The sequence below is a fragment of the Agrobacterium sp. 22-221-1 genome (assembly GCF_053522445.1).
In genome coordinates, this window is record NZ_JBNWCL010000011.1 from 65,033 (window position 1) to 88,854 (window position 23,822).

Annotated in this window: 20 protein-coding genes; 11 read left to right on the forward strand and 9 right to left on the reverse strand. The window is 61.9% G+C overall.

The annotated features are described in order from the left end of the window. Positions 1-6: 6 nt before the first annotated feature. The 3 genes from ACQZ5N_RS17270 to ACQZ5N_RS17280 all read right to left on the reverse strand — a co-directional run bounded on the left by ACQZ5N_RS17270 (position 7) and on the right by ACQZ5N_RS17280 (position 5,323). Positions 7-2,016 (reverse strand): ABC transporter ATP-binding protein, encoded by a 2,010-nt coding sequence (locus tag ACQZ5N_RS17270; protein ID WP_448733604.1) that lies wholly within the window; start codon positions 2,014-2,016, stop codon positions 7-9. 200 nt (positions 2,017-2,216) lie between these two features. Next, on the reverse strand, positions 2,217-4,067 hold the full coding sequence (locus ACQZ5N_RS17275; protein ID WP_003523098.1) for an ABC transporter ATP-binding protein: 1,851 nt from the start codon (positions 4,065-4,067) through the stop codon (positions 2,217-2,219). Positions 4,068-4,447: 380 nt separating this feature from the next. Next, positions 4,448-5,323, reverse strand: coding sequence for a phosphodiesterase (locus tag ACQZ5N_RS17280; RefSeq protein ID WP_448733605.1), 876 nt, complete (start codon positions 5,321-5,323; stop codon positions 4,448-4,450). 234 nt (positions 5,324-5,557) lie between these two features. Here ACQZ5N_RS17280 and ACQZ5N_RS17285 point away from each other — a divergent pair, with 234 nt between their 5' ends. Then, positions 5,558-6,031 carry a tRNA (cytidine(34)-2'-O)-methyltransferase gene (locus tag ACQZ5N_RS17285; protein ID WP_448733606.1) on the forward strand — a complete coding sequence of 158 codons (474 nt, stop codon included), beginning with the start codon at positions 5,558-5,560 and terminating at the stop codon, positions 6,029-6,031. Positions 6,032-6,203: 172 nt separating this feature from the next. Beyond that, the gene (locus tag ACQZ5N_RS17290; RefSeq protein ID WP_174057138.1) at positions 6,204-7,856 is read left to right on the forward strand and encodes a Na/Pi cotransporter family protein; all 1,653 of its coding nucleotides are present in this window, start codon (positions 6,204-6,206) and stop codon (positions 7,854-7,856) included. 34 nt (positions 7,857-7,890) lie between these two features. On the opposite strand, the gene ACQZ5N_RS17295 is transcribed toward ACQZ5N_RS17290, so the two are convergent. Next, positions 7,891-8,166 (reverse strand): hypothetical protein, encoded by a 276-nt coding sequence (locus tag ACQZ5N_RS17295; RefSeq protein WP_003523094.1) that lies wholly within the window; start codon positions 8,164-8,166, stop codon positions 7,891-7,893. Between the two features lie 129 nt (positions 8,167-8,295). Here ACQZ5N_RS17295 and hemF point away from each other — a divergent pair, with 129 nt between their 5' ends. The 3 genes from hemF (at position 8,296) to ACQZ5N_RS17310 (ending at position 10,011) form a co-directional block, all read left to right on the forward strand. Then, entirely contained in the window at positions 8,296-9,207 is a 912-nt protein-coding gene (gene hemF / locus ACQZ5N_RS17300; protein WP_196379207.1) for an oxygen-dependent coproporphyrinogen oxidase, read from the forward strand. Between the two features lie 123 nt (positions 9,208-9,330). Next, positions 9,331-9,597, forward strand: a complete 267-nt coding sequence (locus ACQZ5N_RS17305; protein ID WP_003523092.1) for a hypothetical protein — start codon at positions 9,331-9,333, stop codon at positions 9,595-9,597. Positions 9,598-9,825: 228 nt separating this feature from the next. Then, the gene (locus tag ACQZ5N_RS17310; protein ID WP_003523091.1) at positions 9,826-10,011 is read left to right on the forward strand and encodes a DUF1059 domain-containing protein; all 186 of its coding nucleotides are present in this window, start codon (positions 9,826-9,828) and stop codon (positions 10,009-10,011) included. A gap of 24 nt (positions 10,012-10,035) precedes the next feature. Here ACQZ5N_RS17310 and ACQZ5N_RS17315 read toward each other — a convergent pair whose 3' ends face one another. From ACQZ5N_RS17315 to ACQZ5N_RS17325, 3 genes are read right to left on the reverse strand one after another with little or no spacing between them, the layout of a single operon-like run. Continuing rightward, entirely contained in the window at positions 10,036-11,292 is a 1,257-nt protein-coding gene (locus tag ACQZ5N_RS17315) for a CCA tRNA nucleotidyltransferase (RefSeq protein ID WP_448733607.1), read from the reverse strand. Continuing rightward, positions 11,289-11,921 (reverse strand): NUDIX hydrolase, encoded by a 633-nt coding sequence (locus tag ACQZ5N_RS17320; RefSeq protein ID WP_080851189.1) that lies wholly within the window; start codon positions 11,919-11,921, stop codon positions 11,289-11,291. The genes ACQZ5N_RS17315 and ACQZ5N_RS17320 overlap by 4 nt, the downstream gene beginning before the upstream one ends. Further along, on the reverse strand, positions 11,918-12,547 hold the full coding sequence (locus ACQZ5N_RS17325) for a DUF1285 domain-containing protein (protein WP_269831406.1): 630 nt from the start codon (positions 12,545-12,547) through the stop codon (positions 11,918-11,920). Before ACQZ5N_RS17325 ends, ACQZ5N_RS17320 begins: the two co-directional genes overlap by 4 nt. Positions 12,548-12,722: 175 nt before the next feature. Here ACQZ5N_RS17325 and ACQZ5N_RS17330 point away from each other — a divergent pair, with 175 nt between their 5' ends. The 5 genes from ACQZ5N_RS17330 (at position 12,723) to ACQZ5N_RS17350 (ending at position 20,069) form a co-directional block, all read left to right on the forward strand. Next, positions 12,723-13,733: an AAA family ATPase gene (locus ACQZ5N_RS17330; RefSeq protein ID WP_448733608.1), complete on the forward strand. Its 1,011-nt coding sequence runs from the start codon at positions 12,723-12,725 to the stop codon at positions 13,731-13,733. A gap of 25 nt (positions 13,734-13,758) precedes the next feature. Next, complete coding sequence (locus ACQZ5N_RS17335) at positions 13,759-14,673, forward strand: DUF58 domain-containing protein (protein ID WP_174034300.1); 915 nt, start codon at positions 13,759-13,761, stop codon at positions 14,671-14,673. Next, entirely contained in the window at positions 14,670-17,480 is a 2,811-nt protein-coding gene (locus tag ACQZ5N_RS17340) for a DUF4159 domain-containing protein (protein ID WP_448733609.1), read from the forward strand. The genes ACQZ5N_RS17335 and ACQZ5N_RS17340 overlap by 4 nt, the downstream gene beginning before the upstream one ends. A 1-nt stretch (position 17,481) precedes the next feature. Continuing rightward, the gene (locus ACQZ5N_RS17345; protein ID WP_448733610.1) at positions 17,482-19,566 is read left to right on the forward strand and encodes a hypothetical protein; all 2,085 of its coding nucleotides are present in this window, start codon (positions 17,482-17,484) and stop codon (positions 19,564-19,566) included. Between the two features lie 89 nt (positions 19,567-19,655). Continuing rightward, positions 19,656-20,069: a GNAT family N-acetyltransferase gene (locus ACQZ5N_RS17350; RefSeq protein WP_448733611.1), complete on the forward strand. Its 414-nt coding sequence runs from the start codon at positions 19,656-19,658 to the stop codon at positions 20,067-20,069. 324 nt (positions 20,070-20,393) lie between these two features. Here the strand turns inward: ACQZ5N_RS17350 and ACQZ5N_RS17355 are convergent, their stop codons facing one another. After that, positions 20,394-21,347, reverse strand: a complete 954-nt coding sequence (locus ACQZ5N_RS17355) for a LysR substrate-binding domain-containing protein (RefSeq protein WP_448733612.1) — start codon at positions 21,345-21,347, stop codon at positions 20,394-20,396. A gap of 87 nt (positions 21,348-21,434) precedes the next feature. On the opposite strand from ACQZ5N_RS17355, the gene ACQZ5N_RS17360 reads away from it, so the two are divergent. Continuing rightward, positions 21,435-22,400, forward strand: coding sequence for an MBL fold metallo-hydrolase (locus ACQZ5N_RS17360; RefSeq protein WP_174057145.1), 966 nt, complete (start codon positions 21,435-21,437; stop codon positions 22,398-22,400). Positions 22,401-22,459: 59 nt separating this feature from the next. Here ACQZ5N_RS17360 and ACQZ5N_RS17365 read toward each other — a convergent pair whose 3' ends face one another. Continuing rightward, positions 22,460-23,773 carry an MFS transporter gene (locus tag ACQZ5N_RS17365; protein ID WP_059757366.1) on the reverse strand — a complete coding sequence of 438 codons (1,314 nt, stop codon included), beginning with the start codon at positions 23,771-23,773 and terminating at the stop codon, positions 22,460-22,462. Positions 23,774-23,822: the final 49 nt, after the last annotated feature.

A 23,822-nucleotide genomic window follows, 5' to 3' on the forward strand; every position in this document is an offset into this window, starting at 1 on the left:
AAGGGCTTATTGCGCCGCTTCGTCCGCGGCAAGAAAACCGCCCGACTGCCGCGCCCAGAGTTCCGAATAAAGACCGCCCTGCATGACCAGATCGGAATGGCTGCCCTGTTCGACGATGCGCCCCTGGTCCATTACGATCAGCCGGTCGAGAGCGGCAATCGTCGACAGGCGGTGGGCAATGGCCAGAACCGTCTTGCCCTGCATCAGCTCGTCCAGATTGCTCTGGATCGCCGCCTCCACCTCCGAATCGAGCGCCGACGTCGCCTCATCGAGCACGAGAATCGGTGCGTCCTTCAGCATCACGCGGGCGATTGCGATGCGTTGGCGCTGGCCGCCGGACAATTTCACGCCGCGTTCGCCCACATGTGCATCGAACCCCTTGCGACCGCGCTGATCCTCGAGCCTGGCGATGAAGTCATCCGCCTTGGCGCGCCGCGTCGCCTCCTGTAATTGCGCTTCGGTGGCATCGGTGCGGCCGAACAGGATGTTGTCGCGAATGGAGCGATGCAGCAGCGACGTATCCTGCGTGACCATGCCGATATGGGCGCGCAGCGATTCCTGCGTCACCCTGGCGATATCCTGCCCGTCGATCAGGATGCGGCCTTTTTCGACATCGTAAAAACGCAGGAGCAGATTGACGAGAGTGGATTTTCCCGCCCCGGAGCGTCCGACGATGCCTACCTTCTCGCCCGCCCTGATTTCGAGGTTGAGATGGTCGATGACGCCGTTCGCGCGCCCGTAATGGAAGCTGACATTTTCGAAACGTATGCCCGGCTTCTTCACCTCCAGCACCGTCGCCTCCGGCGCATCGACGAGACCGATCGGCTGCGAAATCAGCTCGGCGGCATTCTGCACCGTGCCGAAATTGCGCATGATGCCGTTGAACTGCGTCATCAGCCGGCCGAGCAGGAAATTGAGACGCAGCACCAGCGCCAGCGTGAAGGCCACCGCACCGGAACTGATCTTGCCGGAAAGCCACAGATCGATACAGAGCGCCGCCATGGAGGTGATCATCACGCCGGACAACAGCGCCATGGAGGCGCGCACGCCGGTGATGAACCGGGTGAATGTCATGGTCGCATGCTGGAAAATGTCGAAACCCTGTCGCATGTAGCGGTCATTGGCATCATCTCGCCCGAACAGCCGGAGCGTCTGGATATTGCTATAGGCATCCACCATGCGGCCGGAGAGCATCGAGGCGGCTTCCGCCGTTTCCTTGGAATGGTAACGGATGCGCGGCACGAAATACCGCGCCAGCAACGAGAATATCCCCACCCAGACGACAACGACGACCGCAAGCCGCCAGTCCAGCCCGCCAATCAGGAACAGCATGGAAACGGAATAAATGCCGACGAACCACACGCTTTCCATCAGCGAGGTGACGAGATCGCCCGCCGCCTGCCCGCCCGACCAGACCTTGGTGACGATGCGGCCGGAAAAATCGTTCTGGAAGAAGGTCAGCGATTGCCGCGCCACATGCATATAGGATTGCCAGCGCACCAGATTGTAAAAACCGGGCGTGATGATCTGCTGATCCACCAGCGCCGTTACCATGGTGACGATAAACCGCACGACGCCGATCAGCACCAGCATGCCCACCAGCTCGCCGCCATGGGCCGCAAGCAGCCCCGCCCAGCCCTCTTCCGGCTTCACGGTAGAGAGAATATCCACCAGCCGCCCGACGAACCAGAACAGCGCCGCCTCGATGGCCGCCGTCAGCCCGCCCAGCACCAGCATGGCGAAAAACGGCGCCTTGGCCTGCGAGATGTAGAACCAGATAAAGGCGAACGTGCTTTCAGGCGGCCGCAAATCGTCCTTGCGGGCGAAGGGCTTTATCCAGTTCTCGAAAAACTCGAAGATGCGGGTAATAACCATGATCCGGATATAGGCGGATTCCCGGAGCGGGAACAGCCGCGAACGCTTCGGGAAGAGATTATATTTCGGTAACATTCGGGGAATGAAAAAGGGCGGGAAACGTTCCCCGTCCTTAAATCGACCCAGCGATATTTTGCGCATCGGCTGCATCCCCACACCGTCACCCCGGACTTGATCCGGGGTCCAGCACGATCAAGTCCTTGATCGCGAAAGACTCCTCTCACGGCGCAGACGCGCCGTGGCTGGATGCCGGATCTAGTCCGGCATGACGGAGGAGAGGTTAGCGCACATAATCATAGGCGAGAGGGCGGGAAACCATGCTTGCCGCCCTCCGTCTTTCCTTACTCCGCGGCCACTTCCGCCTCATGGTCGGCGATGAAGCCACCGGACTGGCGCCGCCACAGGTCGGCATAGATACCGCCCATCGCCACCAGTTCCGCATGGCTGCCCGCCTCCACGATCCGGCCCTTGTCGAGAATGATGAGCCGGTCCATTTCGGTCAGCGTCGAAAGGCGGTGGGCGATCGCGATCACCGTCTTGCCTTCCATCAGCGAGAACAGGTTTTCCTGGATCGCCGCCTCGACTTCGGAGTCGAGCGCCGAGGTCGCCTCGTCCAGCACCAGAATCGGTGCGTTCTTGAGGAAGACGCGGGCGATTGCGATACGCTGGCGCTGGCCGCCGGAGAGCTTCACGCCGCGTTCGCCCACCTGCGCATCGAGGCCCTGACGACCATGCATGTCGACAAGCGTTTCGATGAAGTCCCAGGCATTCGCCCGCTTCGCCGCTGCGATCACCTGCTCGTCGGTGGCCTCGGGGTGACCATAGGCGATGTTGTCGCGGATCGACCGGTGCAGCAGCGAGGTATCCTGCGTCACGACGCCGATCAGCTCGCGCAGGCTGTCCTGCGACACCTTGGAAATGTCCTGCCCGTCGATGGTGATCCTGCCCGCTTCCAGATCGTAAAAACGCAGAAGCAGGTTCATCAGCGTCGTCTTGCCCGCACCCGAACGCCCGACCAGACCGACCTTTTCGCCCGGTTTGATGTCGAGCGTCAGCCCGTCGATCACGCCCTTGTTCTTACCGTAGTGGAAACGGACATTGTCATAACGGATTGCGCCCTGCGGGGCCGCAAGCTCAGGCGCCTTCGGAACGTCGACGATGTCGTGCGGCTTCGTCATCATCGACATGCCGTCATAGACCGTACCGATATTTTCGAATAGCGAGGTGACTTCCCACATGATCCACTGCGACATGCCGTTGACGCGCATCGCAAGGCTGATGGCGATGGCGACCGAACCGGCCGTAACCGAACCCTGCATCCAGAAATAAAGACCGAGCGCCGCCGTGGAAAACAGCACCAGGGCGTTGTTGAGGTCGATCAGGATGTTGAAGCCGGAAATCTTGCGCATCTGGCGGTGAACCGTGCCGAGAAACACGTTCATGCCCTCACGCGCATATCTTTCCTCGCGCCCCGCATGGGAAAACAGCTTGATCGTCGAGATGTTGGTGTAACTGTCGACGATCCGGCCCGTCATCATCGAGCGCGCATCGGCCTGCTCCTGCGCCAGCCGGCCGAGCTTCGGCACGAAATAAGCGAGGATGGCCATGTAGATACCGAGCCAGACCAGCAGCGGAATAACCAGTCGCCAGTCCGCCGCCGCGACCATGAACAGCATCGAGACGACGAAGCTGATCGCATAAACGAAGACGTCGATCACCTTCAGCGCCACTTCGCGGATCGCCAGCGCCGTCTGCATCACCTTGGTCGAAACGCGGCCGGCAAACTCGTTGGCGAAGAAGTTCATGGAATGGCGCAGCAGGAAACGGTGCATCTTCCAGCGCGCAATCATGCCGAAATTGCCGGCAAGCGTCTGGTGCATCGTCATGGTGTGGATCGCGCCCATCAGCGGCAGCACGAAGAGCACCAGCGCCGCCATGCCGATCAGGTGCCAGCCCTCATCGGCAAAAAATGTCTCGCGATTGGCCGTGGAAAGCCAGTCGACGATATTGCCGAGGAATTTGTAGAGCATGGCTTCCGCAATCGCGATGCCCATGGACATCAGGCCAAGCAGCAGGAGCCATGGCCATGCGGGCTTCACATAATGCCACAGGAACGGCAAAAGCTTCTTTGGCGGCACGGAGGGCGCCGAAGAGGGAAAAGGATCGAGGCGTTTTTCAAACCAGCCAAACATAGGCCAAGCTCCGGCAATCAATCGCTCCATCGTGACATGGTGAGCGGACACAAATATGGCTCACGACGGAACGGAAAAGTCTTTGGATATGGCCGTGACAGCCACATGACGAATCGAAAAATGGGAAACGCGGGCGAACCGCGGAGTAACACCTAAGCCAGCAGCGGCACGACGGGGGCCGGGAGGCGAATACGAACATCATCTAGCATGAGAACCTCCCTTGGCTGGTGTTGAAGATATGGCCTTGTAGCGCAAAATTTAGTCAATGACCAGTCGGAAAGACACCGAATACGCGAGAAAACATGCGGGTGCCGCCCAAAGGCGAACGGGCGGAGATGACCCCGCGAGGTCTCCGCCCGTTAAACGATGCGCACGTCGCCCTATTCGGCCGCGTCCTGCGCCTCTGCGCTTTCATAGCCCGCAATCAACTCGGCCATTCCGGCCTGCGTATGCCGCTTCAATTCCCGGCGGTCGCTGGGCTGCGGCGCGAAGGTAACGGTGAGCCCCGTGTCCCTTATCGTGCCGATGGCGAAGGACGCACCGGACAACATGCGCACGCCCTCATGCAGCCAAAGCGGATCGGTGGCGAAATGCTGGCCGATGCCGACCACGACGGGAATGCCCTGCCAATGCGACATGCGGTCGTAATGGATGTGGCCCGCAAGAATGCCGATGACATCATGCTCGAACAGCACCTCGTCCAGCGCCTCGGTATCCGCGAAGGAAAGCGATTCCCACTCCACCTCCGGACGGTCGAAATCGAGCGCCGGCGCATGGTGCATCACCAGCAGCTTCGGCAGTTCGGGGTGGTTTTCCAGCTCATCCTCCAGCCATTCGATCTGCCCCGGCTCGAAAGCGCCGCCAACCTTGCCCGGAACGCTGGTATCCATGACGATGATGTGGATGCCGGCAATGACCTCGGCATGGTCATAGGGCTCGTCCATATCCTCATGGCGGTCGAGCATGACCGGGTAGAAACCATCGCGGCGGTCGTGATTGCCGAGCGCAAAGAGCACCGGCATATCGAGTTCCGCTTCCGCCATCAGCCGCTTGAGTTCCTCATAGCTGCCGGCATCGCCCCTGTTGGTCAGATCGCCGCTGGCGACGATGAATTCAGGCGGCGGCACGAGCGCCTTGATCTGCGCAAGCGTCGCGGAAAGCGTGGCCGAGGTCTCGGAATAAAGATCATCGTCCTGCACCTGCGGATTGCCCACATGCAGATCGGTCAGATGGACGAAATTCACCCGTTCGGACATGGTGTCCTCCTGTTGTTGCGTGCAGAAAATCCGGCTCGAAACGGCCTGTCCCGACCATTCACGATGGTCCGGGAAAGCCCGACGATGCATTGGTGAATGGGTAGCCGCCCTGTGTGTCACGCGAATGAACATCCGGCCGGGAACGACGCCTCAAAGGGACTTTTCACAGCATAGCTGTCGCCCGGCCCCTGCCCGTGATAATCGGACGGGCAGACCAACCGCAGTGAGACGTCCATGTCCGATACCATGCCCGAAATCAGGATCGCCCTTTACCAGCCCGATATTCCCGGCAACACCGGCACCATCCTGCGGCTGGCCGCCTGTCTTGGCCTTGGCGTCGACATCATCGAGCCGGCCGGCTTCGATATTTCCGACCGCAACCTGAAACGGGCGGGCATGGATTATATCGCGGCGGCGGCGCTGACGCGCCATGTCAGCTGGGAGCGTTTCGAGGAATGGCGGGCAACCACCGGCCGCCGTCTCGTTCTCGCCTCCACCAAAGCCGCCCTGCCCTATACGAAGATCGCCTACCGCACGGATGACATCCTGCTTTTCGGCCGCGAAAGTGCGGGCGTACCGGACCATGTGCATGAAAAGGCAGAGGTGCGAATCATCATCCCTATGGTGGCGGGACAGCGCTCCATCAACGTCGCCATGTCGGCGGCGATGATCGCCGGCGAGGCTTTGCGCCAGGTGGCATGGGCATAGGCGCCATTTTTAACGCCAATTTTTCGGGCAAATACAAAATTTGACCGTTTTTACTTCAAAACTGTCGCAACCCGGCCTGTACCGAGGGCATCGAGGCTCCTATACTGATTAGCCGGACAATAAAAATCGTGCTCGCCGGAACCATCCGCCGGCGGGTGTGAGGAGACGTCGCATGCAATCCACCATTGTCATCGTCAACCTTCTCGGCGCAGTCGCGCTGCTGCTCTTCGGCCTTGCCCAGGTCAAGGATGGCGTCACCCGCGCCTTCGGCATGAAACTGCGAAGCGTGCTGGCCACCGGCACCCAGAACGGTCCGCGTTCCTTCTTTTCCGGCTTCTTCGCCACCGTCGCGCTGCAAAGTTCGACGGCGACGGCCCTCACCGTCGCCTCCTTTGCTGAACGAGACCTCATCAGGCCGCGCATGGCGCAGGTGGTGCTGCTCGGCGCCAATGTCGGCACCGCCGTTACCGCATGGATCGTGGCAGCCGGGGTGGAATGGCTGTCGCCGCTGCTGATCCTTGCGGGCATTATTTTGAAAAAGGGCAGTTCCAATGCCCGGCAGGGCGGCGGAACGGCGCTGATCGGCATCGGCCTCATGCTTCTGTCGCTGCATCTGTTGAGCGGCGCGACAGAGCCGATGCGCGCCTCGCCTGCTCTCGGCGTCTTTATCGGCCTGCTTGACGGGGCATGGCCCGTCGCGCTGATCTTTTCCGCCGTGCTCGCCTTCGTTTCGTCTTCGAGCCTCGCCGTCGTGGTGCTCATCCTGTCGCTCGCCGCCACCGGCACGCTTTCCACCGGCCTCATCATCGTGCTCATTCTCGGCGCCAACCTCGGCGGCGCCATTCCGCCGGTCATCGCCACGCTTTCCGGCCCCGCCTCGGCACGGCGCATCACCATGGGCAACCTTCTGGTGCGCACCATTGGCTGCCTCATCGCCCTGCCGCTCGCCTCCTATGGCGCGGAGTTCCTGCAGCAATTGCCGCTTTCGCCCGCAAAATTGCCGGTCGACGCCCATCTGATCTTCAACGTCATTCTGGCAGCACTGGCCTGGCCCTTCTCCGGCCTCCTGTCCGACCTGATGGCAAGGCTGGTGCCGGGCGATCCGAAAGCCGAAGACGGCCCGAATTTCCTCGACCAGCAGGCGCTGGACATGCCGGTCGTGGCGCTTGCCAACGCCACCCGCGAGGTGCTCGGCGTCGGCGACAGCATCGAGCGGATGCTGATCCGCGCCGAAAACGCCTTCAAGCACAACGATCTGACGCCGCTTCAGGAGGTTTCCCTGCTCGAAAAGAAGGTCGACCGCCGCCAGCAGGAGGTGAAGGTCTATCTGTCGCAGCTGGGGCGCAAGGGGCTTTCCGACGAAGAAGCGCGTCGTTCGATCGCCATCATCGACTATGCCATCAACCTCGAACATATCGGCGACATCATCGAAAAGGGCATCTGCGAACAGATCCGCAAGAAGGTACTGAACAGCTTCAAGTTTTCCGATGACGGTTATGAGGAATTGAAAACCCTGTTCGACATGACCATCGAGAACCTGCGCGCCGCCCAGAGCATTCTGGTAACCGGCGATTTCGAGCTCGCCCGCAGGCTGATGGAAAGCAAGGTGGATATACGCCGCCTCGAAAAACAGTCCTCCAACCGCCATCTGGAGCGGCTGCGCGACGGGCTTGCGGAAAGCATGCAGACCAGTTCGCTACATCTCGACATGCTGCGAGATCTGAAGCGCATCAACGCCCATATCGTGACCGTCGCGCATCCCATTCTGGATGAAAGCGGCGTGCTGATCGAAAGCCGCCTGCGTTATGCCGAGCCTCGCGCCTGAAGCATTTCCGGGAAATGCGAAAACGCTCTAAATTTCAATCGGCCGAAGGAAGCCGCCGCATGGTGAATTCGATGCGGTCGCCTTCCAGTTGCCGCCAGCTTTCCACTTCCGTCCAGTAGGCCGCTTTCGGAAAGCTGTCGAACCATTCGCGTGCCTTGGCGCGGGCTTCCTCGCGTCCGAGACAGAAGGTCTGCCGCACGAACATGCCATTGCGTGTCTTGTCGTCGCCCGAGCCTTCACGCGCCTTGCGGTGATTGGCGATCCTGCGCTTCAGCCCGTCGAGCGGCGGCGGTCCGGTAAATTTCGTCATGATATTCACCTCTGGCACCTACATCGATAAAGATAGTGCCCGCATGTGAACTTGGCGAGTCGAATTTGTGCGCAGGGCCTACACCTGCTAGACGCGACAGGGAATCGACTTCACCAAAGGAGAATACGCATGGAACGGCCAATCTTGCCGAAGGGCTTGCCCGACGACATCGAGGACAAGAAGGCCCTTGCCCAAGCCTGGTTCCAGCATCTTCGCGACACCATCGTTAACTCCTTCGAGACCCTAGAAAACGACCTGACCGGCCCTCTTTCCGATCAGGAGCCCGGCCGTTTCGTCCAGAAAGACTGGCTGCGCGACAATGGCGAGGGCGGCGGCGGCAGGATGTCGATGATGGAAGGCCGCGTCTTCGAGAAGGTCGGCGTCCACACCTCCACCGTCTATGGCGAATTCTCGCCGGAATTCCGCAAGCAGATACCGGGTGCGGAAGAAGACCCGCAGTTCTGGGCCTCCGGCCTCTCGCTGATCGCCCATCCCGTCAACCCCAATGTGCCGGCGGTGCACATGAACACCCGCATGGTCGTCACCACCAGCCACTGGTTCGGCGGCGGCGCGGATCTGACGCCGGTGCTGGGACGCAGAAGGACGCAGGAAGACCCGGACAGCCAGCTTTTCCACCGCGCCTTCGAAATTACCTGCAACCGCCATCCGGTTGCCGATTATCCGCGCTACAAGACATGGTGCGACGAGTATTTCTTCCTCAAGCACCGTAACGAAGCCCGCGGCATCGGCGGCATCTTTTTCGACTGGCTGCACCCGCAGGAGGAAAATGGCGGCTGGGACGCCAATTTCGCCTTCGTGCAGGATGTCGGCCGCGCCTTTAATCTGGTCTATCCGAAAATCGTCCGCGCCAATTTCAACCAGAACTGGACGGAAGAGGACCGCGACGAGCAGCTTATCCGCCGCGGCCGCTATGTGGAATTCAACCTGCTTTACGATCGCGGCACGATCTTCGGCCTCAAGACCGGCGGCAATGTCGAATCGATTCTCTCCTCTCTACCGCCGGTAGTGCGCTGGCCCTAAAAAACCTCACGTAAATTTGACGCTCATCAGCCAATTTGTCGCAAATAGCGCAAATTAGGACTTATGGAAAAATCAAGGCAATGATAGTCTCCTCCCCGCAGACGTACTGGAGGAGCTATCGTCATGATTACTTCGAACAGCATGCCTATCTCTGCTTCCCCCGAGGAAGCCCAGCATTCCATTGATACCCCTGATTTGATCGATCGCCTGGCAGCGGAAATGCGTGCCACGGGTGATCGCGAACTGCCGCATTCCTTTTATGTCGAACAGGTAAAACGCACGCTGGCCGGAAAAACGGTGAAGCGGGCGGACAATGACGAAATGCCTCGTACAAAAATTCCGGCAGCCGGCACATCCTCTGTTTTCCAGTGCTGGGCGATGCCCGAATAGGGGCCTGAATAAGGTCGAAGGACGCCGCTCTGGAACATAAGCGGTGAACATTCGTTTCTTGTCGGAGGGACAGCAGGCAATTGAATTGCTGTCCCTCACTCTCGCACATTCTCCCTGTCGAAAATCGATTCCGGTTTTCGACAGGGAGAATGTGCAGACTCAAAATGTTAGAGCGTCCTTTATGCGTCCGAACGGACGCATGGCGCTCTAAAACAGGGAGGCAAGACCATGAGACTGTTTGAATGTGGAACGCTCGTGCCCGGCTGTGCCTGGCACACGCGCGCAGATGACGACGCCGAAGTTGTGCGTCGAACCGTGGAACATATGCGATCGGCGCACGGCGAGACCGTCATCCGCGAGAACATGATCGAAAATATCAAATCCCGCATTCGCGACGAGGCAAATGCAGCCTGAGCCGCAATGCCGCCGTCGCTGACCTCAATTTTCCAGCATATCCTTCAGCCGGGCGGTCAACGCTGCCCGGTCGAGTGAGAAATTGACGTCGATCCACTTTTCCTCGAGGCTTTTCAGCACTTCGCCCACCTTCGGGCCGGCCTCAACACCTGCGGCCATCACATCCGCACCGCTCAGCGGAAAGCCCGGTTTGTGGAATTTTTCCGCCCTCGTCAGCAAAGTCGAAAGCCGCGCCACTTTCTGCATGGCCGTGTCGCCGGCAGAAAGATCGGCACGGGCCGAGGCAAGCGCCAGTTTCAGCCGCGTCTTCACGCCTTCGACGCCCTGACGATAAAGCAGCCGGTCGAGCGCTGTCTCCTTCAGCTCTGGATCAGCCGCCGGAGCCGAAGCCCAATGGGCGAGATAAGCCGCTTCGGCTTTCGACAGCCGGAGACGCGCAGCAAGGATGGTCAGCCTGTCCCTGTCCGGCGGCACGATGGCGGCAAGCCGCAGCATCGGGTCCACCGCCCAGCCGAGAGCCTGCTCCGTCGCCGCCAGCCCGTGAATGGCGTCGATGCCCCATTTTTCCGTTTCGGGAAGAATTTCCGCCAGAACGCCCGATTGCCGCATCCATAGCAGGGCGCGGGAAGGATCGCGGGCGGAAAGCAGCTTTTTCAGTTCGCTCCACACCCGCTCGGCCGAAAGCGTGCCCAGCTTGTCCTTGGCCCGCGCGCTTGCCCGCAAGCCGTCCGCATCCGGGCGGCCGGAGCCGTAATGGGCGAAAAAGCGGAAAAACCGGAGAATCCGCAGGTAATCTTCCGAAATCCGCATCGCCGCATCGCCGATGAAACGCACCGTGCCGTTCTCGATATCGGCAAGGCCATCGATAAGGTCGATGATCTCGCCCTTTTCGTCGGCATAAAGAGCATTGATGGTGAGGTCGCGCCGCTCGGCATCGGTCTGCCAGTCGGTGCCGAAGGCCACCTGCGCATGGCGGCCATTGGTTTCGACATCGCGGCGCAACGTCGTCACCTCGAAACCTTCGCCATCGATCACCAGCGTTACCGTGCCGTGTTCGATGCCGGTCGGCACCGCCTTGATGCCCGCCGCCTTGGCCCGCACAACAACCACGTCAGGGGTCAGCGTCGTCGCCATGTCGACATCGACCACCGGCAGGTCCATCAGCGCATTACGCACCGCGCCGCCAACGATCCGCACCTCGCCGCCATCGGCATTCAGAAGCGTAAAGATGCGCTTCAGCGCCGGTTTTTGAAACCAGTCCCGCCCGGCAAGGCTGCTCATGAATAAAACCTCTCGTAAATCGTCCTGACGATGCCCGCCGTAATGCCCCAAATGTAACGTTCGCCATAGGGCATTTCGTAGAAAAACCGCTCCTTCCCCTGAAAGATGCGGCTGCCGCGCCCGTGGTTGGCCGGGTCCATCAGAAAGGACAGCGGCACCTCGAAAACCTCATCCACTTCCGTCGGATTAAGCGTCAGGTCGAAGCCGGGGCGAACGATGGACAGCACCGGCTTGATGCGGAAACCCGTCCCGGAAATATAATCCGGCAGGCGCCCGACCGTTTCCACGAAGGACCTGGAAAGGCCGATTTCCTCTTCCGTCTCGCGCAGCGCCGCCTCTTCCGGTGTGCGGTCCTCGGCATCGATGCCGCCGCCCGGAAATGAAATCTGGCCGGAATGTTTGCGCAACGTCGAAGTGCGCTGGGTGAAGATCACCCGCGCATCGTTGCCATCGTCAATGACCGGCACCAGCACGGCGGCGTCCTTCAGCCTGATGCCGTTTCCAGACAGCACCACGCCCGGATTGAGCACATGGTCGCCATGCTCCCGTTCCGCCACGCCCTCGCCTTCCTGCAGCACGCGGCAGCGGAAATCGGCGGCGGTAAAAGTCTTGAATGCCGTTGTCGTCATTGCGAAAGCCGTTCCAGTTCCTTGGCGGGCATCACCGGAAAAGTCACCCCGCCCGAGCGCACCGCAAACATGTCAACGCCCTCCACGTCGATCACCTCGCCAAGTGCGACGAGATCATACATCACCGCCCGCGACACGAGGGCTTCAAGCCGGCCGCGCACCAGAAGATAGGGCTTCAATTCGCGGTTCTCACCGAAAACCTCGAACCGCAGCGGATGCTCCGGCCCCGCCTCCACCACATCGCCGACATTGGTGCGGAAGGTCAGCAGCGGCTCGCCATCATCCTCACCCGCCGTCAGCTTCATTTCCACGGCGACGAAAGGCGCATCCACGACGCGGATGCCGACTTTTTCCACAGGAGTTACGAGATAGGTTTTGCCGTCCTCATCCTTGCGCAGAACCGTGGAAAACAGCCGCACCAGCGGCGCCCTGCCGATGGGGGTGCCGAGGTAGAACCAAGTGCCATCGGCGCGGATTTCCATGTCGAGATCGCCGCAAAAGGGCGGATTCCAGCGTTCCACCGGGGCCGGTCCGCGCTTGGCGTCGCCGGTCTGTTCGGCGGCGCGGGAAATCATCGCCGCAAGCCCGGCCGCATCATCAGCCGAATTTATCGTCTCCGCTGCCATATTCGAGTCTCGCTTTGCCGATAAGGAAATACTAAGTCACGACATAGTCATTCGAATGGCGCTTGTCAGCGGCCAAGAGAGCAATAAGCTATATGCAGCGCAAAATCCGTCCCGGCCGACTGCCAGCAAAACCGGGATGCGACTGTGACAGCGGCGAAGGTATGAGGAGAGCGACATGGGCGTGATTAATACCGGCGAAACCCTCGATGAAAAGGCCATCGTCGCCGCGGCTGAAAAGGCGCTTTCCGATATCGCGGCGATCCGCACGGAAGTCTCCAAGGTCATTTTCGGCCAGGAAAAAGTGGTGCAGAACACGCTTCTCGCCATCCTCTCCGGCGGCCATGCGCTGCTCGTCGGCGTTCCCGGCCTGGCCAAGACCAAGCTCGTCACCACGCTCGGCACCGTGCTCGGCCTCGATGCCAACCGCATCCAGTTCACGCCGGACCTGATGCCTTCGGACATCCTCGGTTCCGAAGTCATGGATCAGGACGAAAACGGCCGCCGTTCCTTCCGTTTCATCAAGGGTCCGATTTTCGGCCAGCTGCTGATGGCCGACGAAATCAACCGCGCCAGCCCGCGCACGCAGTCCGCTCTGCTGCAGGCCATGCAGGAATACCACATCACCATGGCCGGCCAGACCTATGAGCTGCCGAAGCCGTTCCACGTTCTCGCCACCCAGAACCCGCTGGAGCAGGAAGGCACCTATCCGCTGCCCGAAGCCCAGCTCGACCGCTTCCTGCTTCAGGTCGATGTCGGTTATCCCGAGCTTGCCGCCGAACGCCAGATCCTGCTCGACACGACAGGCACCGCCTCGGGCGAAGCGCGCGGCGTGATCGATGCCGGGCGTCTGATGGAAATCCAGGCCCTCATCCGCCAGATGCCGGTCAGCGACAAGGTGGTGGATGCGATCCTCTCGCTCGTCCGCTCCGCCCGCCCCGGCCATGGCAACAAATTGACCGACAAACACGTTGTCTGGGGTCCGGGTCCGCGCGCCGGCCAGTCGCTGATGCTGACGGCCCGCGCCCGTGCGCTCTATGAAGGCAGGCTCGCCCCGTCGCTGGACGATGTCCATGCGCTGGCCGAACCGGTGCTGGAACACCGCATGGCGCTGACCTTTGCGGCCCGCGCCGAAGGCATGTCGGTGCGCGATGTTATCGCAGCGCTCGTGGAGCAGGCGAAGAACTGAAGCGACGTTCGCGAAAGGAGTGCCTGTGGCATCCATCGGCCAGATCGTAGACAAGACGCCGGGTAGCGAAGTTCTGGCGCGCGCGCGCCAGCGTGCCGCACTGGTGCCGGACTGCATGGTCGAGGCAAAACGCATCGCCAACACCGTCACCGCCGGCTGGCACGGCCGCCGCAAACGCGGCATCGGCGAAAATTTCTGGCAGTTCCGCCCCTATGCCGAGGGCGAAAGCCTGTCGCGCATCGACTGGCGGCGCTCGGCCCGCGACGACCATACCTATGTGCGCGACCGGGAGTGGGAAGCAGCCCACACCATCTGGCTCTGGGCCGACATGTCGCCGTCGATGATGTTCAAATCCACCCTCGGCTCCGTCTCCAAGGAAAGCCGGGCGCTGGTACTGATGCTGGCGCTGGCGGAAATCCTGGCGCGCTCTGGCGAACGCATCGGTTGCCCCGGCATCATGGAGCCGGTCTCGGCCAGAAACGCCGCCGAACGGCTGGCCGCCGCCATCATGCACGCGCCGCTGACCACGGGCATGCCGGAAACGGGCATGATCCGCGGCGCGAGCGACATTGTTCTGATTGGCGATTTTCTCGATGATGCGAAAAACGTGATGGAGAAGATCTCGCCTCTGGCGCGACGTGGCCTGCGCGGCCATGTGGTGGAAATCGCCGATCCGGCCGAAGAAACCTTCCCCTATTCCGGCCGCACCGAGTTTACCGATCCGGAAACCGGCGAAAAACTGGTGTCTGGCCGCGCCGAGACCATTCGCGAGGATTACACCCGCGCCTATCTCGCAAGACGCGAGGCGCTATCCTCGTCGCTGCGCCGTCTCGGCTGGAACTTCGTCTTCCACCGCACCGATCATCTCGCTTCCGAGGCGCTTGTGGCAGTTCACATGTATCTTTCCGGCGCGCCGGCACAGGGCGGTGGGCACCGATGAGCGCATTGCCTTTCGTCTTCACCAGCCCCTACATCCTCTTCGGCTTGCTGGCGCTGCCCGCCATCTGGTGGCTGCTGCGGCTCACCCCGCCGCGCCCCAAGGCGGAAGTGTTTCCGCCGCTGAAGATATTGGCGACGGTGCTGAAACGCGAGGAAACGCCATCGAAAAGCCCGTGGTGGCTGACCCTTTTGCGCATGGCGCTTGCCGCCGCCGTGATTTTCGCGCTCGCCGATCCGGTGGTGAACCCGCGCAACAACAGCATCGCCGGCAGCGGCCCGCTGGTGCTGGTGGTCGACAATAGCTGGGCCGCCGCGCCCGACTGGGAAAGACGCGTGGCCACCGCTCAGGCCCTGATCAGCGATGCGGAGCGGGCCGACCGCCCCGTCTCCATCAGCTTCACCGCCGATGCCGAACATGATGCCGTATCGGGAACCACAGCCGTGGCGCTGGAAAAGCTCGCCGCCGCCAAGCCGAAGCCGCTCGTTCCAGATCGTATCCGCACGGCGGAAGCCATCACCGAGGCGCTGAACGGCACGGCTCCCGGCACGATCGCCTATATTGCCGACGGTGTTCAAACCGCGCAGGATGAAAGCGCGATGAGAACGCTTGCCAGCCTCTCCCCCGCCGAATTCCGCATCGTGAAGGGCGACGGCAAGGCGATCACCGCCATTACCGGCGCCACCAACAATGCCGATGCCATGAGCGTCACACTGTCGCGGCTCGATACCGCCGAAGCCACCCGGCTGACCGTCAATGCACAGGACAGCCAGGGCCGCATTCTCGCCAACGGCATCGCGAACTTCGCGCCCGGCGCGGCCGAAACCACGGCGACGGTGGAAGCGCCCTTCGAGCTGCGCAACGATTTCGCCCGCCTCTCGCTCGAAGGCGTGTCGACGGCGGGTGCGGTGCATCTTCTGGATGACGGTTTCCGTCGCCGTCGCGTGGCGCTGCTGGCCGGCGAAACCGGCAATGATTTCCAGCCGCTGCTGCAGCCGCTTTATTACATCAGCCGCGCGCTTCAGCCTTTTGCCGATCTCATCCCGCAGCGGCAGGCCGATCTGGCGCAGGCGATCCCGGAAATCCTGCAATCCAATCCTTCGGTCATCGTCATGGCCGATATCGGCCGTCTGCCGCAGGAAACCTATGAGCCGATGCAGCGGTGGCTCGCCGGTGGCGGCACGCTGATCCGTTTTGCCGGACCGCGTCTTGCGGCAGCACCCGCCGACGATCCGCTGGTGCCTGTAACACTCAGGCAAGGCGAACGCGCGCTCGGCGGCGCGCTCTCCTGGGCCGAGCCGCAGCCGCTTGCCGATTTCCCGAATTTCGGCGCCTTTGCCGGCATGCCGAAGGCCGACGGCGTCCTCGTCAAACGCCAGGTTCTGGCCGAACCGACACCGGATCTGGCCGAACGCACCTGGGCAAGCCTTGCCGATGGCACGCCCCTCGTCACCACCCGCACTGTCGAGGCTGGCCGCATCGTGCTCTTCCATGTCAGCGCCGAGGCGAGCTGGTCCGACCTGCCGATCTCGGGCCATTTCGTCGATATGCTGCGCCGTATCGTGCAATTGTCGAAGGCGGGCGGCGCTTCCGCCAACGCCAATGCCCCGGCCGCCGCCCTTCCGCCCTTCCGGCTGCTGACGGCGGAAGGCGCGCTTTCAGCCGAAATCGGCACTGCCCGGCCGCTGGAAATGCGCGCCGGCCAGCCGCCCCGCACCGGTTTCGACAATCCCCCCGGCCTCTATGGCACAGAGGATGGTTTCGTGGCTCTCAATCTCTTACCCGCAGGTGCCACACTTCGCCCCCTCGACACGTCCGCCGCCGGTGTCAGCACCACCAGCGAAGCGCTGATCGGCGAAACGGCGAAATCGCTGCGCCCGGCGCTCTTCATCGCCGCCTTCCTGATGCTGATCGCCGACAGCCTGATCGTGCTCTTCATGAACGGCGCCTTCGCACGCCTGCCGAAAGCCCGCAGCGCCACCGCCGCCACCGTGCTTCTGGCGCTTGGCGCCTTTGCCGCCATGTCGCCAACCGACGCCCGCGCCGACGATCCCAAACCCGGCGACGAGCAGATATTCGAGCGGCTGGACACGACGCATCTCGCTTATGTCCGCACCGGCGAAGACGATGTCGACCGCATTTCCGAACAGGGCCTGCAGGGCTTGAGCGAATTCCTGACCTGGCGCACGACGCTGGAACCCGGTCAGCCCGTCGGCCTCGATATTTCCAAGGATGAATTGTCCTTTTATCCCATCATCTACTGGCCGGTTTCCGCAACGGCGCCCATGCCGTCGAGCGCCGCCATCTCGCGCATCGACGCCTATATGCGCGCCGGCGGCACCGTGCTGTTCGATACACGCGACCAGTTCTCTTCGCTCGACACCGGTGCGACCAGCCCTAACGGCGAACGCCTGCAGGCGATCCTCGCCAATATCGATATCCCACCGCTGGAGCCTGTGCCGGAAGACCACGTTCTGACGCGCTCCTTCTACCTTCTCACCAATTTCCCCGGCCGTTACAATGGTTCGCCGCTCTGGGTGGAATCGCGGCAGGGGGCGGCCAAGACCACCTCGGGCCTCTCCTCCTCCGGCGATGGCGTGACGCCGATCATGATAACGGGCAATGATTTCGCCGGCGCATGGGCCGTCGATCCGCAGGGCGCGCCGGTTCTGCCAACGGTACCGCCGGATGAGATGCAGCGCGAACATGCCTTCCGCTCCGGCGTCAACATCATGATGTATATGCTGACCGGCAACTACAAGGCCGATCAGGTCCACGTTCCCGCACTTCTCGAACGGTTGGGGCAGTGACATGACATTGACCTTCGCCCCCTTCCTGCCGTGGATCGTGATCGCCGTTCTGGCCGTCGCCGCCCTTCTCCTCTCCTTCATCGGCCTCTGGCGCGGCGTGCGCGGCGCATGGCTGCGCGGGCTGGCACTTGCCGCTTTGCTTGCCGCTATTGCCAATCCGCTGCTGACGCAGGAGGAGCGCGAGCCGCTCTCCACCATCGTTCCCGTCATCGTCGACCGCTCGCAGAGCCAGGACGTGCAGGATCGGCCGCAGATGACCGATACGGCGCTGGAGACGCTGAAAGACCGGCTCTCCCGCTTCCCGCGCATCGAGCCGCGCATCGTGGAAGTGCGCGACAATGGTGAGAGTGATTCGCCCTCGACACAGCTGTTCTCGGCACTTTCCTCCGCCGTTTCGGATGTCTCGCCGTCCCGCGTCGGCGGCGCGATCTTCCTCAGCGACGGCCAGATTCACGATATCCCCAATGCCCTGCCCAATGCCGAACAGGCGCTCGGCTTCCGCGCCCCCGTGCATGGGCTGATCACCGGCAAGGCCGATGAATTCGACCGCCGCATCGAGATCGTCCGCGCCCCGCGCTTCGGCATCGTAAACGAGGAACAGCAGCTGACACTGCGCGTCTTCGATGATGGCCGCCCCGCCGGTGGCGGTTCGGCGGAAGTGACGGTGAAGATGAATGGCGAAGAAATCGCCACGCTGCAGGCGACACCCGGCCAGCCGACACCGTTCAATTTCAAGGTTCCGCGCGGCGGCAACAATGTCATGGAATTTTCCGTCGCCGAGCTTCCCGGCGAGGTGACGGCTGCGAATAACCGCGCGGTTCACCTGATCGAAGGCATTCGCCAGAACCTGCGCGTGCTGCTCGTTTCCGGCGAGCCGCACGCCGGTGAACGGGCGTGGCGTAACCTCCTGAAATCCGACGCCTCGGTCGATCTGGTGCATTTCACCATTCTGCGCCCACCGGAAAAGCAGGACGGTACGCCGATCAACGAATTGTCGCTGATCGCCTTCCCCACACGCGAATTATTCGTCGAAAAGATCGAGGATTTCGACCTCATCATCTTCGACCGCTACCAGCATCGCGGCGTGCTGCCGATCCTCTATTACGATTACATCGCCCAATATGTCGAAAAAGGCGGCGCGCTCTTGATCGCCGCCGGGCCGGAACATGCCGGTCAGGATTCGATCGCCATGACGCCGCTCGCCTCCGTGCTGCCCGCACAGCCGACGGGTCAGGTGCATCAGGCCGCCTTCTATCCACGCCTTTCGGAAGCGGGCAAAAAACACCCCGTCACCCGTGGGCTGGAAGGTTCGGGCAACGAGCCGCCGCAATGGGGCCGCTGGTTCCGCACCATCAGCGTCGACCCGCCGCAGGGCCAGACCGTGATGCTGGGCGACGGGCAGGACCCGCTTCTGGTCCTGAACCGTCAGGGAGAAGGCCGTGTCGCCATGCTGCTGTCCGATCAGGGCTGGCTGTGGGCGCGCGGTTTCGAAGGCGGTGGCCCGCATGTGGCGCTTTACCGCCGCATCGCCCACTGGCTGATGAAGGAACCGGAGCTTGAGGAAGAGGCGCTGACAGCGCGTGCCAATGGCCGCACCTTGCAGATCACCCGCCAGACCATCGGCGACGATCCCGGTCAGGCCAGCGTGCGTTTCCCCTCCGGCAAAACCGAGAACATGGCCTTCACCAGCACCGAGCCCGGTCTTTACAGGATCGAACGCCGCATGGACGAAACCGGCCTGTTCGAGATCAAAAACGGCGATTTCACCACCCTCGTCCATGTCGGCGCGGTGGATGCGCCGGAATTCAAGGCGATGATCTCGACCACCGAAACGCTGAAACCGCTGGCCGACGCCACCAGAGGCAGCGTGCACCGTGTCACTGACAATTCCGGCCGTATCGCGCTGCCCGATATATTGCCGGTGCGCGGAGATATCAGGGTTGCCGATGAGGATCGCATGCTGATACGCATGACCGACGAGACGGTGCTGAAAGGCGTCAACACCCTGCCGCTCTTTGCCGGTTTTGCCGGGCTTGCCGCCCTGCTGCTTGCCTTCTCCGCGCTGTGGTGGCGTGAAGGCAGGTAAGGGCGTTTCCAGCGAAGAGCTTAAGGCGCTTCACGTCTCGGAACGGAAAACGGGAAACGGCTGCCGCCCGGCGGCCCGGGAAGATGAACATGAATTTCATTTTGAGCGATGTCGCTGATGCAGAGGCCGAAAAGGCCATTCGCGATCCGCTGGTGGCCTATAATCTCGCCCGTTTCGGCGAAAGCGACAAACGCGAACTCAACATCACCATTCGCGATGACGACAATACCGTCACCGGCGGTCTGGTGGGATATACCGCTCGCGGCTGGCTTTACGTGCAGCTTCTTTTCGTGCCGGAGGCCATGCGCGGTCAGGGCACAGGCCCGAAGCTGCTTGCCATGGCGGAGGAAGAAGCCAGAAAGCGCGGCTGCATGGGCGCCTATATCGACACGATGAACCCGGATGCCTTGAGAACCTATGAACGCTTCGGTTTCACGAAGATAGGTTCGCTTGCGCCGCTTTCCACGGGCCAGACGATCACATGGCTCGAGAAACGCTTCTAGCAGGCTGTTGAAAATCGTCGACGATCGCGCACGTCGTTACCCCCCTCTGTCCTGCCGGACATCTCCCCCTCAAGGGGGGAGATTGTTCCGTGGCGATGTCTCGCACCTTTCGACGGTGGAGAATGAAGCGGCGAGAAAGCCTCTTGCCGATCTCCCCCCTTGAGGGGGAGATGTCCGGCAGGACAGAGGGGGGTAACGACACCCAGCGCCGTCGATGATTTCAACTGTCGTGTACTGTGGAAGCAGATTAAATGCGACGCGCTTTATCTCTTTGCTTTTATGCATGTCTCCCAAAAACCACTGCACAGTTTTGGGAAACATGCTTTAGGCGGCGATCCCCGATACCCCACCGTCCACCGTTCGGCCCATAGCCTCGCGGATTTGCTGGCGAAGCCACACGGCTCCAGCATCCGCGTCAGTCTGCAATGTCCAGACCATGGCGACCGGCGGGAAACTCAGCGTCACCGGCACCGGGCTTATGTCCAGCCCCAGCATTGGCGCATAACGCAGCGCGATGCGTGAGGACACGGTCGCCAGCACTGCCGAGGATCGCGCCGTCGCCAGCACCGAGAGGAAATCCGGCGCGGCGGCGACGACATCGATTTCCAAGCCGCTCAGTTCCAGCGCATCCTTGATGCAGCCATGGAGGCTGTCCGTCTGCGATATGACCGCATGTTTGGCCTCCATATAGGCGTCCAGCCCGACGGGATTGGGCAGATCGAGCAAGGCCGGGTTGAAACAGCAGAGCACGCTGGAGGAATAAAGCGGCTCGCAATGGTGGCGTTGTTCCTTCGAATAGGTGCATCCGACCGCCATGTCGATCACGCCCGTATCGAGCATCGCGGTAATTTCCTGCTCCTGCCCGCTGCGGGCGAGAATGCGGATGCCGGGTGCGATCTCCCGCAGCCGCGCCGTCAAATCCGGCAAAAGCAACAGCTCCACCTCGCTCGACATGCTCAGCCGGAACGTGCGGCGCTCGGTGGCCGGATCGAACACATCCGCTGTCAAAACCGCCGCCTGCGCCTGCCGGAGCGCCTGCCGCACCGGTCCGGCCAGATTGAGCGCCCGCGCCGTCGGCTTCATCTCCTGCCCCACGCGAATGAAAAGCTCATCCTGAAACAGGGTGCGCAGGGTGGAGAGATTATGGCTCATAGCCGGCTGCTGGATTTTCAGCCGCCGCGCGGCGCGCGTAACGTTCATCTCTTCCATCATCGCATCGAAAGCGATGAGAAGATTGAGGTCGAAGGAACGGAGATTGAAATGATCGATAGTTTGCATAAGTCACATCGATTTGATTGCTGGCCTGCCTACACTTAGCTGGAGTGCGGAAAGTTTCAAGACATTCCCTCAACCTAGGAGCTCCCAATGCCGTCCCGTCGCTCACTTCTCAAAGGCGCCGCCAGCGCCATCTTCGCCGCCCCTTTCGTTGCCCCCGCCGTCTCATTCGCCAAGGCGCCGCTTGCCGTCACGCAGGCACCCGGCTTTTATCGGCTGATGGTCGGCAAGGTGGAAGTCACCGCCCTTTCGGACGGCGTCATCGCGCTGCCGCTTGCCAAGATTTACACCAACACCACGCCGGAACACGCCTCGAAGGTCTTGCAGGATGCCTTCCTGCCGGAAGAGACGCCCACCTCGGTCAACGCCTTTCTCCTCAACACAGGAGACAGGCTGGTGCTGATCGACGCCGGCACCGGCGCCTATCTCGGCCCATCCCTCGGCAGGCTCATCGCCAATATCGAGGCCTCCGGTTATAAAACCGCGGATATAGACGACATTGTCCTCACCCATATCCACACGGACCATTCCGGCGGACTGTCAGCGAATGGCAAGCGCGTCTTCGCCAATGCGACGCTCCGGGTCAATGCGCGCGAAGCCGCCTTCTGGCTTGACGAGGCAAAGGCTAAGGCGGCCCCTGAAGCGCTGAAGAAGGGTTATGCCGAAGCGAAGGAAAGCATCCAGCCCTATATCGATGCCGGCAAGTTCGAGACATTCGGCGACAATGCCGCGCCGGTTTCCGGCCTTGGCTCTATTCTTTACGCCGGCCACACGCCCGGCCACAGCGCTGTCGTTCTCGAAAGCGACGGCCAGAAAATTGTTTTCTGGGGCGATATCACCCATGGCGATATCCTCCAGTTCGATGAGCCTGACGTGGCCATCGAATTCGACGTCGACCAGAAGGCCGCCGTTGTCGCGCGCGATCTGGCATTCCGGCAGGCGGTAGAGGGCAAATATCTGGTGGCCGGCGCGCATATCGCCTTCCCCGGCATCGGCCATGTGCGCACCGACAGCACCAATTACGATTGGCTGCCGGTCAACTACACGGCGCTGTAAGCTGCGAAACAGCCTGGCCTGATCCTTAACGGGTCAGGCCATTGCACGGGAACGACGCGTCAGGTCAGCGCCACCTGCCGCGTTTCCGCATTGATCATCGTGGCGGCAATGGCGGCAAGCACCAGCAGGCCGGCGAAAATGCCGATTGCGACGCCAAAACCCTGCGCTATGGCATAACCGAGCAGGGACGGCGCCAGCAGGCCGCCGAGCCTTGCCATGGCGCCCGCAGCCCCCATGCCGGTCGCCCGCGATTCCGTCGGGTAAAGCTCCGGCGTGTAAGCATAAAGCGCTCCCCAGGTGCCGAGCAGTGCAAAGCTCATGATGAGAAGCGAGGCGGCAATCATCGCGCCCGCCGAAGCCAGCGTGAAGAGCAGGCAACCGAGCGCGGAGAGCAGGCAAAAACCGATCAGCGTCGGCTTGCGGCCCCATTTTTCGACGCCATAAGCGGCAAGCGCATAACCGGGGATCTGCGCCAGCGCCACCAGCACCAGAAAACCATAACCGCGCACGAAACCGAAACCGTCTCCGGCCAGTTTTGCCGGCATCCAGGTGAAGACGCCGTAGTAGGAAACGGAAACGAGGAACCAGATGGCGAGGATCATGATGCTGCGCTGCCGGAGCGCCGGTGAAAATATCCCCTGCCCCTTGCCCACGTCAGGCTGGAAAAGCCCGGTCCCGGCATCGAGCGGCGCACGCCCATTCGTCACCAGCATTCGGTTGACGACGGCCTTGGCTTCCTCCAACCGCCCGCTGCGCAGCAGGTAAAGTGGCGATTCCGGTACCAGAAAGCGTAGGCCAAGGCCGAGAACCGCCGGAAATGCCGTCACGGCGAAAATATAACGCCAGGCATCGGCGACACCGGCAAGGCTGGCGCCCCAGGCCGCCAGCGCCACGATCAGCGTTCCGACAGCCCAGAAACCTTCCAGAAAGACCAGCCAGCGGCCGCGATTTTTGGCGGGCAGGAACTCGGCCATCATCGCATAATCCACCGGCAGCGTGCCGCCCACGGCGGCCCCGGTCAAAAAACGCAGAACAAGCAGGATGGTGAAATCGGGCGCGAACACCGAAAGCACGCCGAACAGCGCATCGCAGGCCACGGTGACGATCAGCACACGGCGACGCCCGTAACGATCCGCCAGCCGCCCGAAACCGGCAGCACCCAGCAGCATGCCGAAAAAGAACGCCGTGCCGGTCTGCAACGCCTGCGGCACCGTCAGCCCGAAGGTTGCGGCAATCGAGGCGGCGGTGAAGCCAACCGCCAGAACCTGCATGGCATCCGCGGCCCAGACGAGGCCGAATATGCCCATCAGCCGCCGCTGATAGGCGCCTGCGCCCGCGCGCTCCAGCGCATCGTTCATGGTGATTGCCGTCATGCCCCGCCCCTTTGCAGAAATCGACTTTGACTTGCTATCGTATAGGGGG

Coding starts and splice junctions, on each gene's coding strand:
- hemF (WP_196379207.1), top strand. CDS start 8,296: ATGGAACGGCCAATCTTGCCGAAGGGCTTGCCCGACGACATCGAGGAC.
- ACQZ5N_RS17340 (WP_448733609.1), top strand. CDS start 14,670: ATGAGCGCATTGCCTTTCGTCTTCACCAGCCCCTACATCCTCTTCGGC.
- ACQZ5N_RS17345 (WP_448733610.1), top strand. CDS start 17,482: ATGACATTGACCTTCGCCCCCTTCCTGCCGTGGATCGTGATCGCCGTT.
- ACQZ5N_RS17325 (WP_269831406.1), bottom strand. CDS start 12,547: ATGGCAGCGGAGACGATAAATTCGGCTGATGATGCGGCCGGGCTTGCG.
- ACQZ5N_RS17320 (WP_080851189.1), bottom strand. CDS start 11,921: ATGACGACAACGGCATTCAAGACTTTTACCGCCGCCGATTTCCGCTGC.
- ACQZ5N_RS17330 (WP_448733608.1), top strand. CDS start 12,723: ATGGGCGTGATTAATACCGGCGAAACCCTCGATGAAAAGGCCATCGTC.
- ACQZ5N_RS17280 (WP_448733605.1), bottom strand. CDS start 5,323: ATGTCCGAACGGGTGAATTTCGTCCATCTGACCGATCTGCATGTGGGC.
- ACQZ5N_RS17355 (WP_448733612.1), bottom strand. CDS start 21,347: ATGCAAACTATCGATCATTTCAATCTCCGTTCCTTCGACCTCAATCTT.
- ACQZ5N_RS17275 (WP_003523098.1), bottom strand. CDS start 4,067: ATGTTTGGCTGGTTTGAAAAACGCCTCGATCCTTTTCCCTCTTCGGCG.
- ACQZ5N_RS17360 (WP_174057145.1), top strand. CDS start 21,435: ATGCCGTCCCGTCGCTCACTTCTCAAAGGCGCCGCCAGCGCCATCTTC.
- ACQZ5N_RS17365 (WP_059757366.1), bottom strand. CDS start 23,773: ATGACGGCAATCACCATGAACGATGCGCTGGAGCGCGCGGGCGCAGGC.
- ACQZ5N_RS17350 (WP_448733611.1), top strand. CDS start 19,656: ATGAATTTCATTTTGAGCGATGTCGCTGATGCAGAGGCCGAAAAGGCC.
- ACQZ5N_RS17310 (WP_003523091.1), top strand. CDS start 9,826: ATGAGACTGTTTGAATGTGGAACGCTCGTGCCCGGCTGTGCCTGGCAC.
- ACQZ5N_RS17315 (WP_448733607.1), bottom strand. CDS start 11,292: ATGAGCAGCCTTGCCGGGCGGGACTGGTTTCAAAAACCGGCGCTGAAG.
- ACQZ5N_RS17270 (WP_448733604.1), bottom strand. CDS start 2,016: ATGCGCAAAATATCGCTGGGTCGATTTAAGGACGGGGAACGTTTCCCG.
- ACQZ5N_RS17295 (WP_003523094.1), bottom strand. CDS start 8,166: ATGACGAAATTTACCGGACCGCCGCCGCTCGACGGGCTGAAGCGCAGG.
- ACQZ5N_RS17285 (WP_448733606.1), top strand. CDS start 5,558: ATGTCCGATACCATGCCCGAAATCAGGATCGCCCTTTACCAGCCCGAT.
- ACQZ5N_RS17305 (WP_003523092.1), top strand. CDS start 9,331: ATGATTACTTCGAACAGCATGCCTATCTCTGCTTCCCCCGAGGAAGCC.
- ACQZ5N_RS17290 (WP_174057138.1), top strand. CDS start 6,204: ATGCAATCCACCATTGTCATCGTCAACCTTCTCGGCGCAGTCGCGCTG.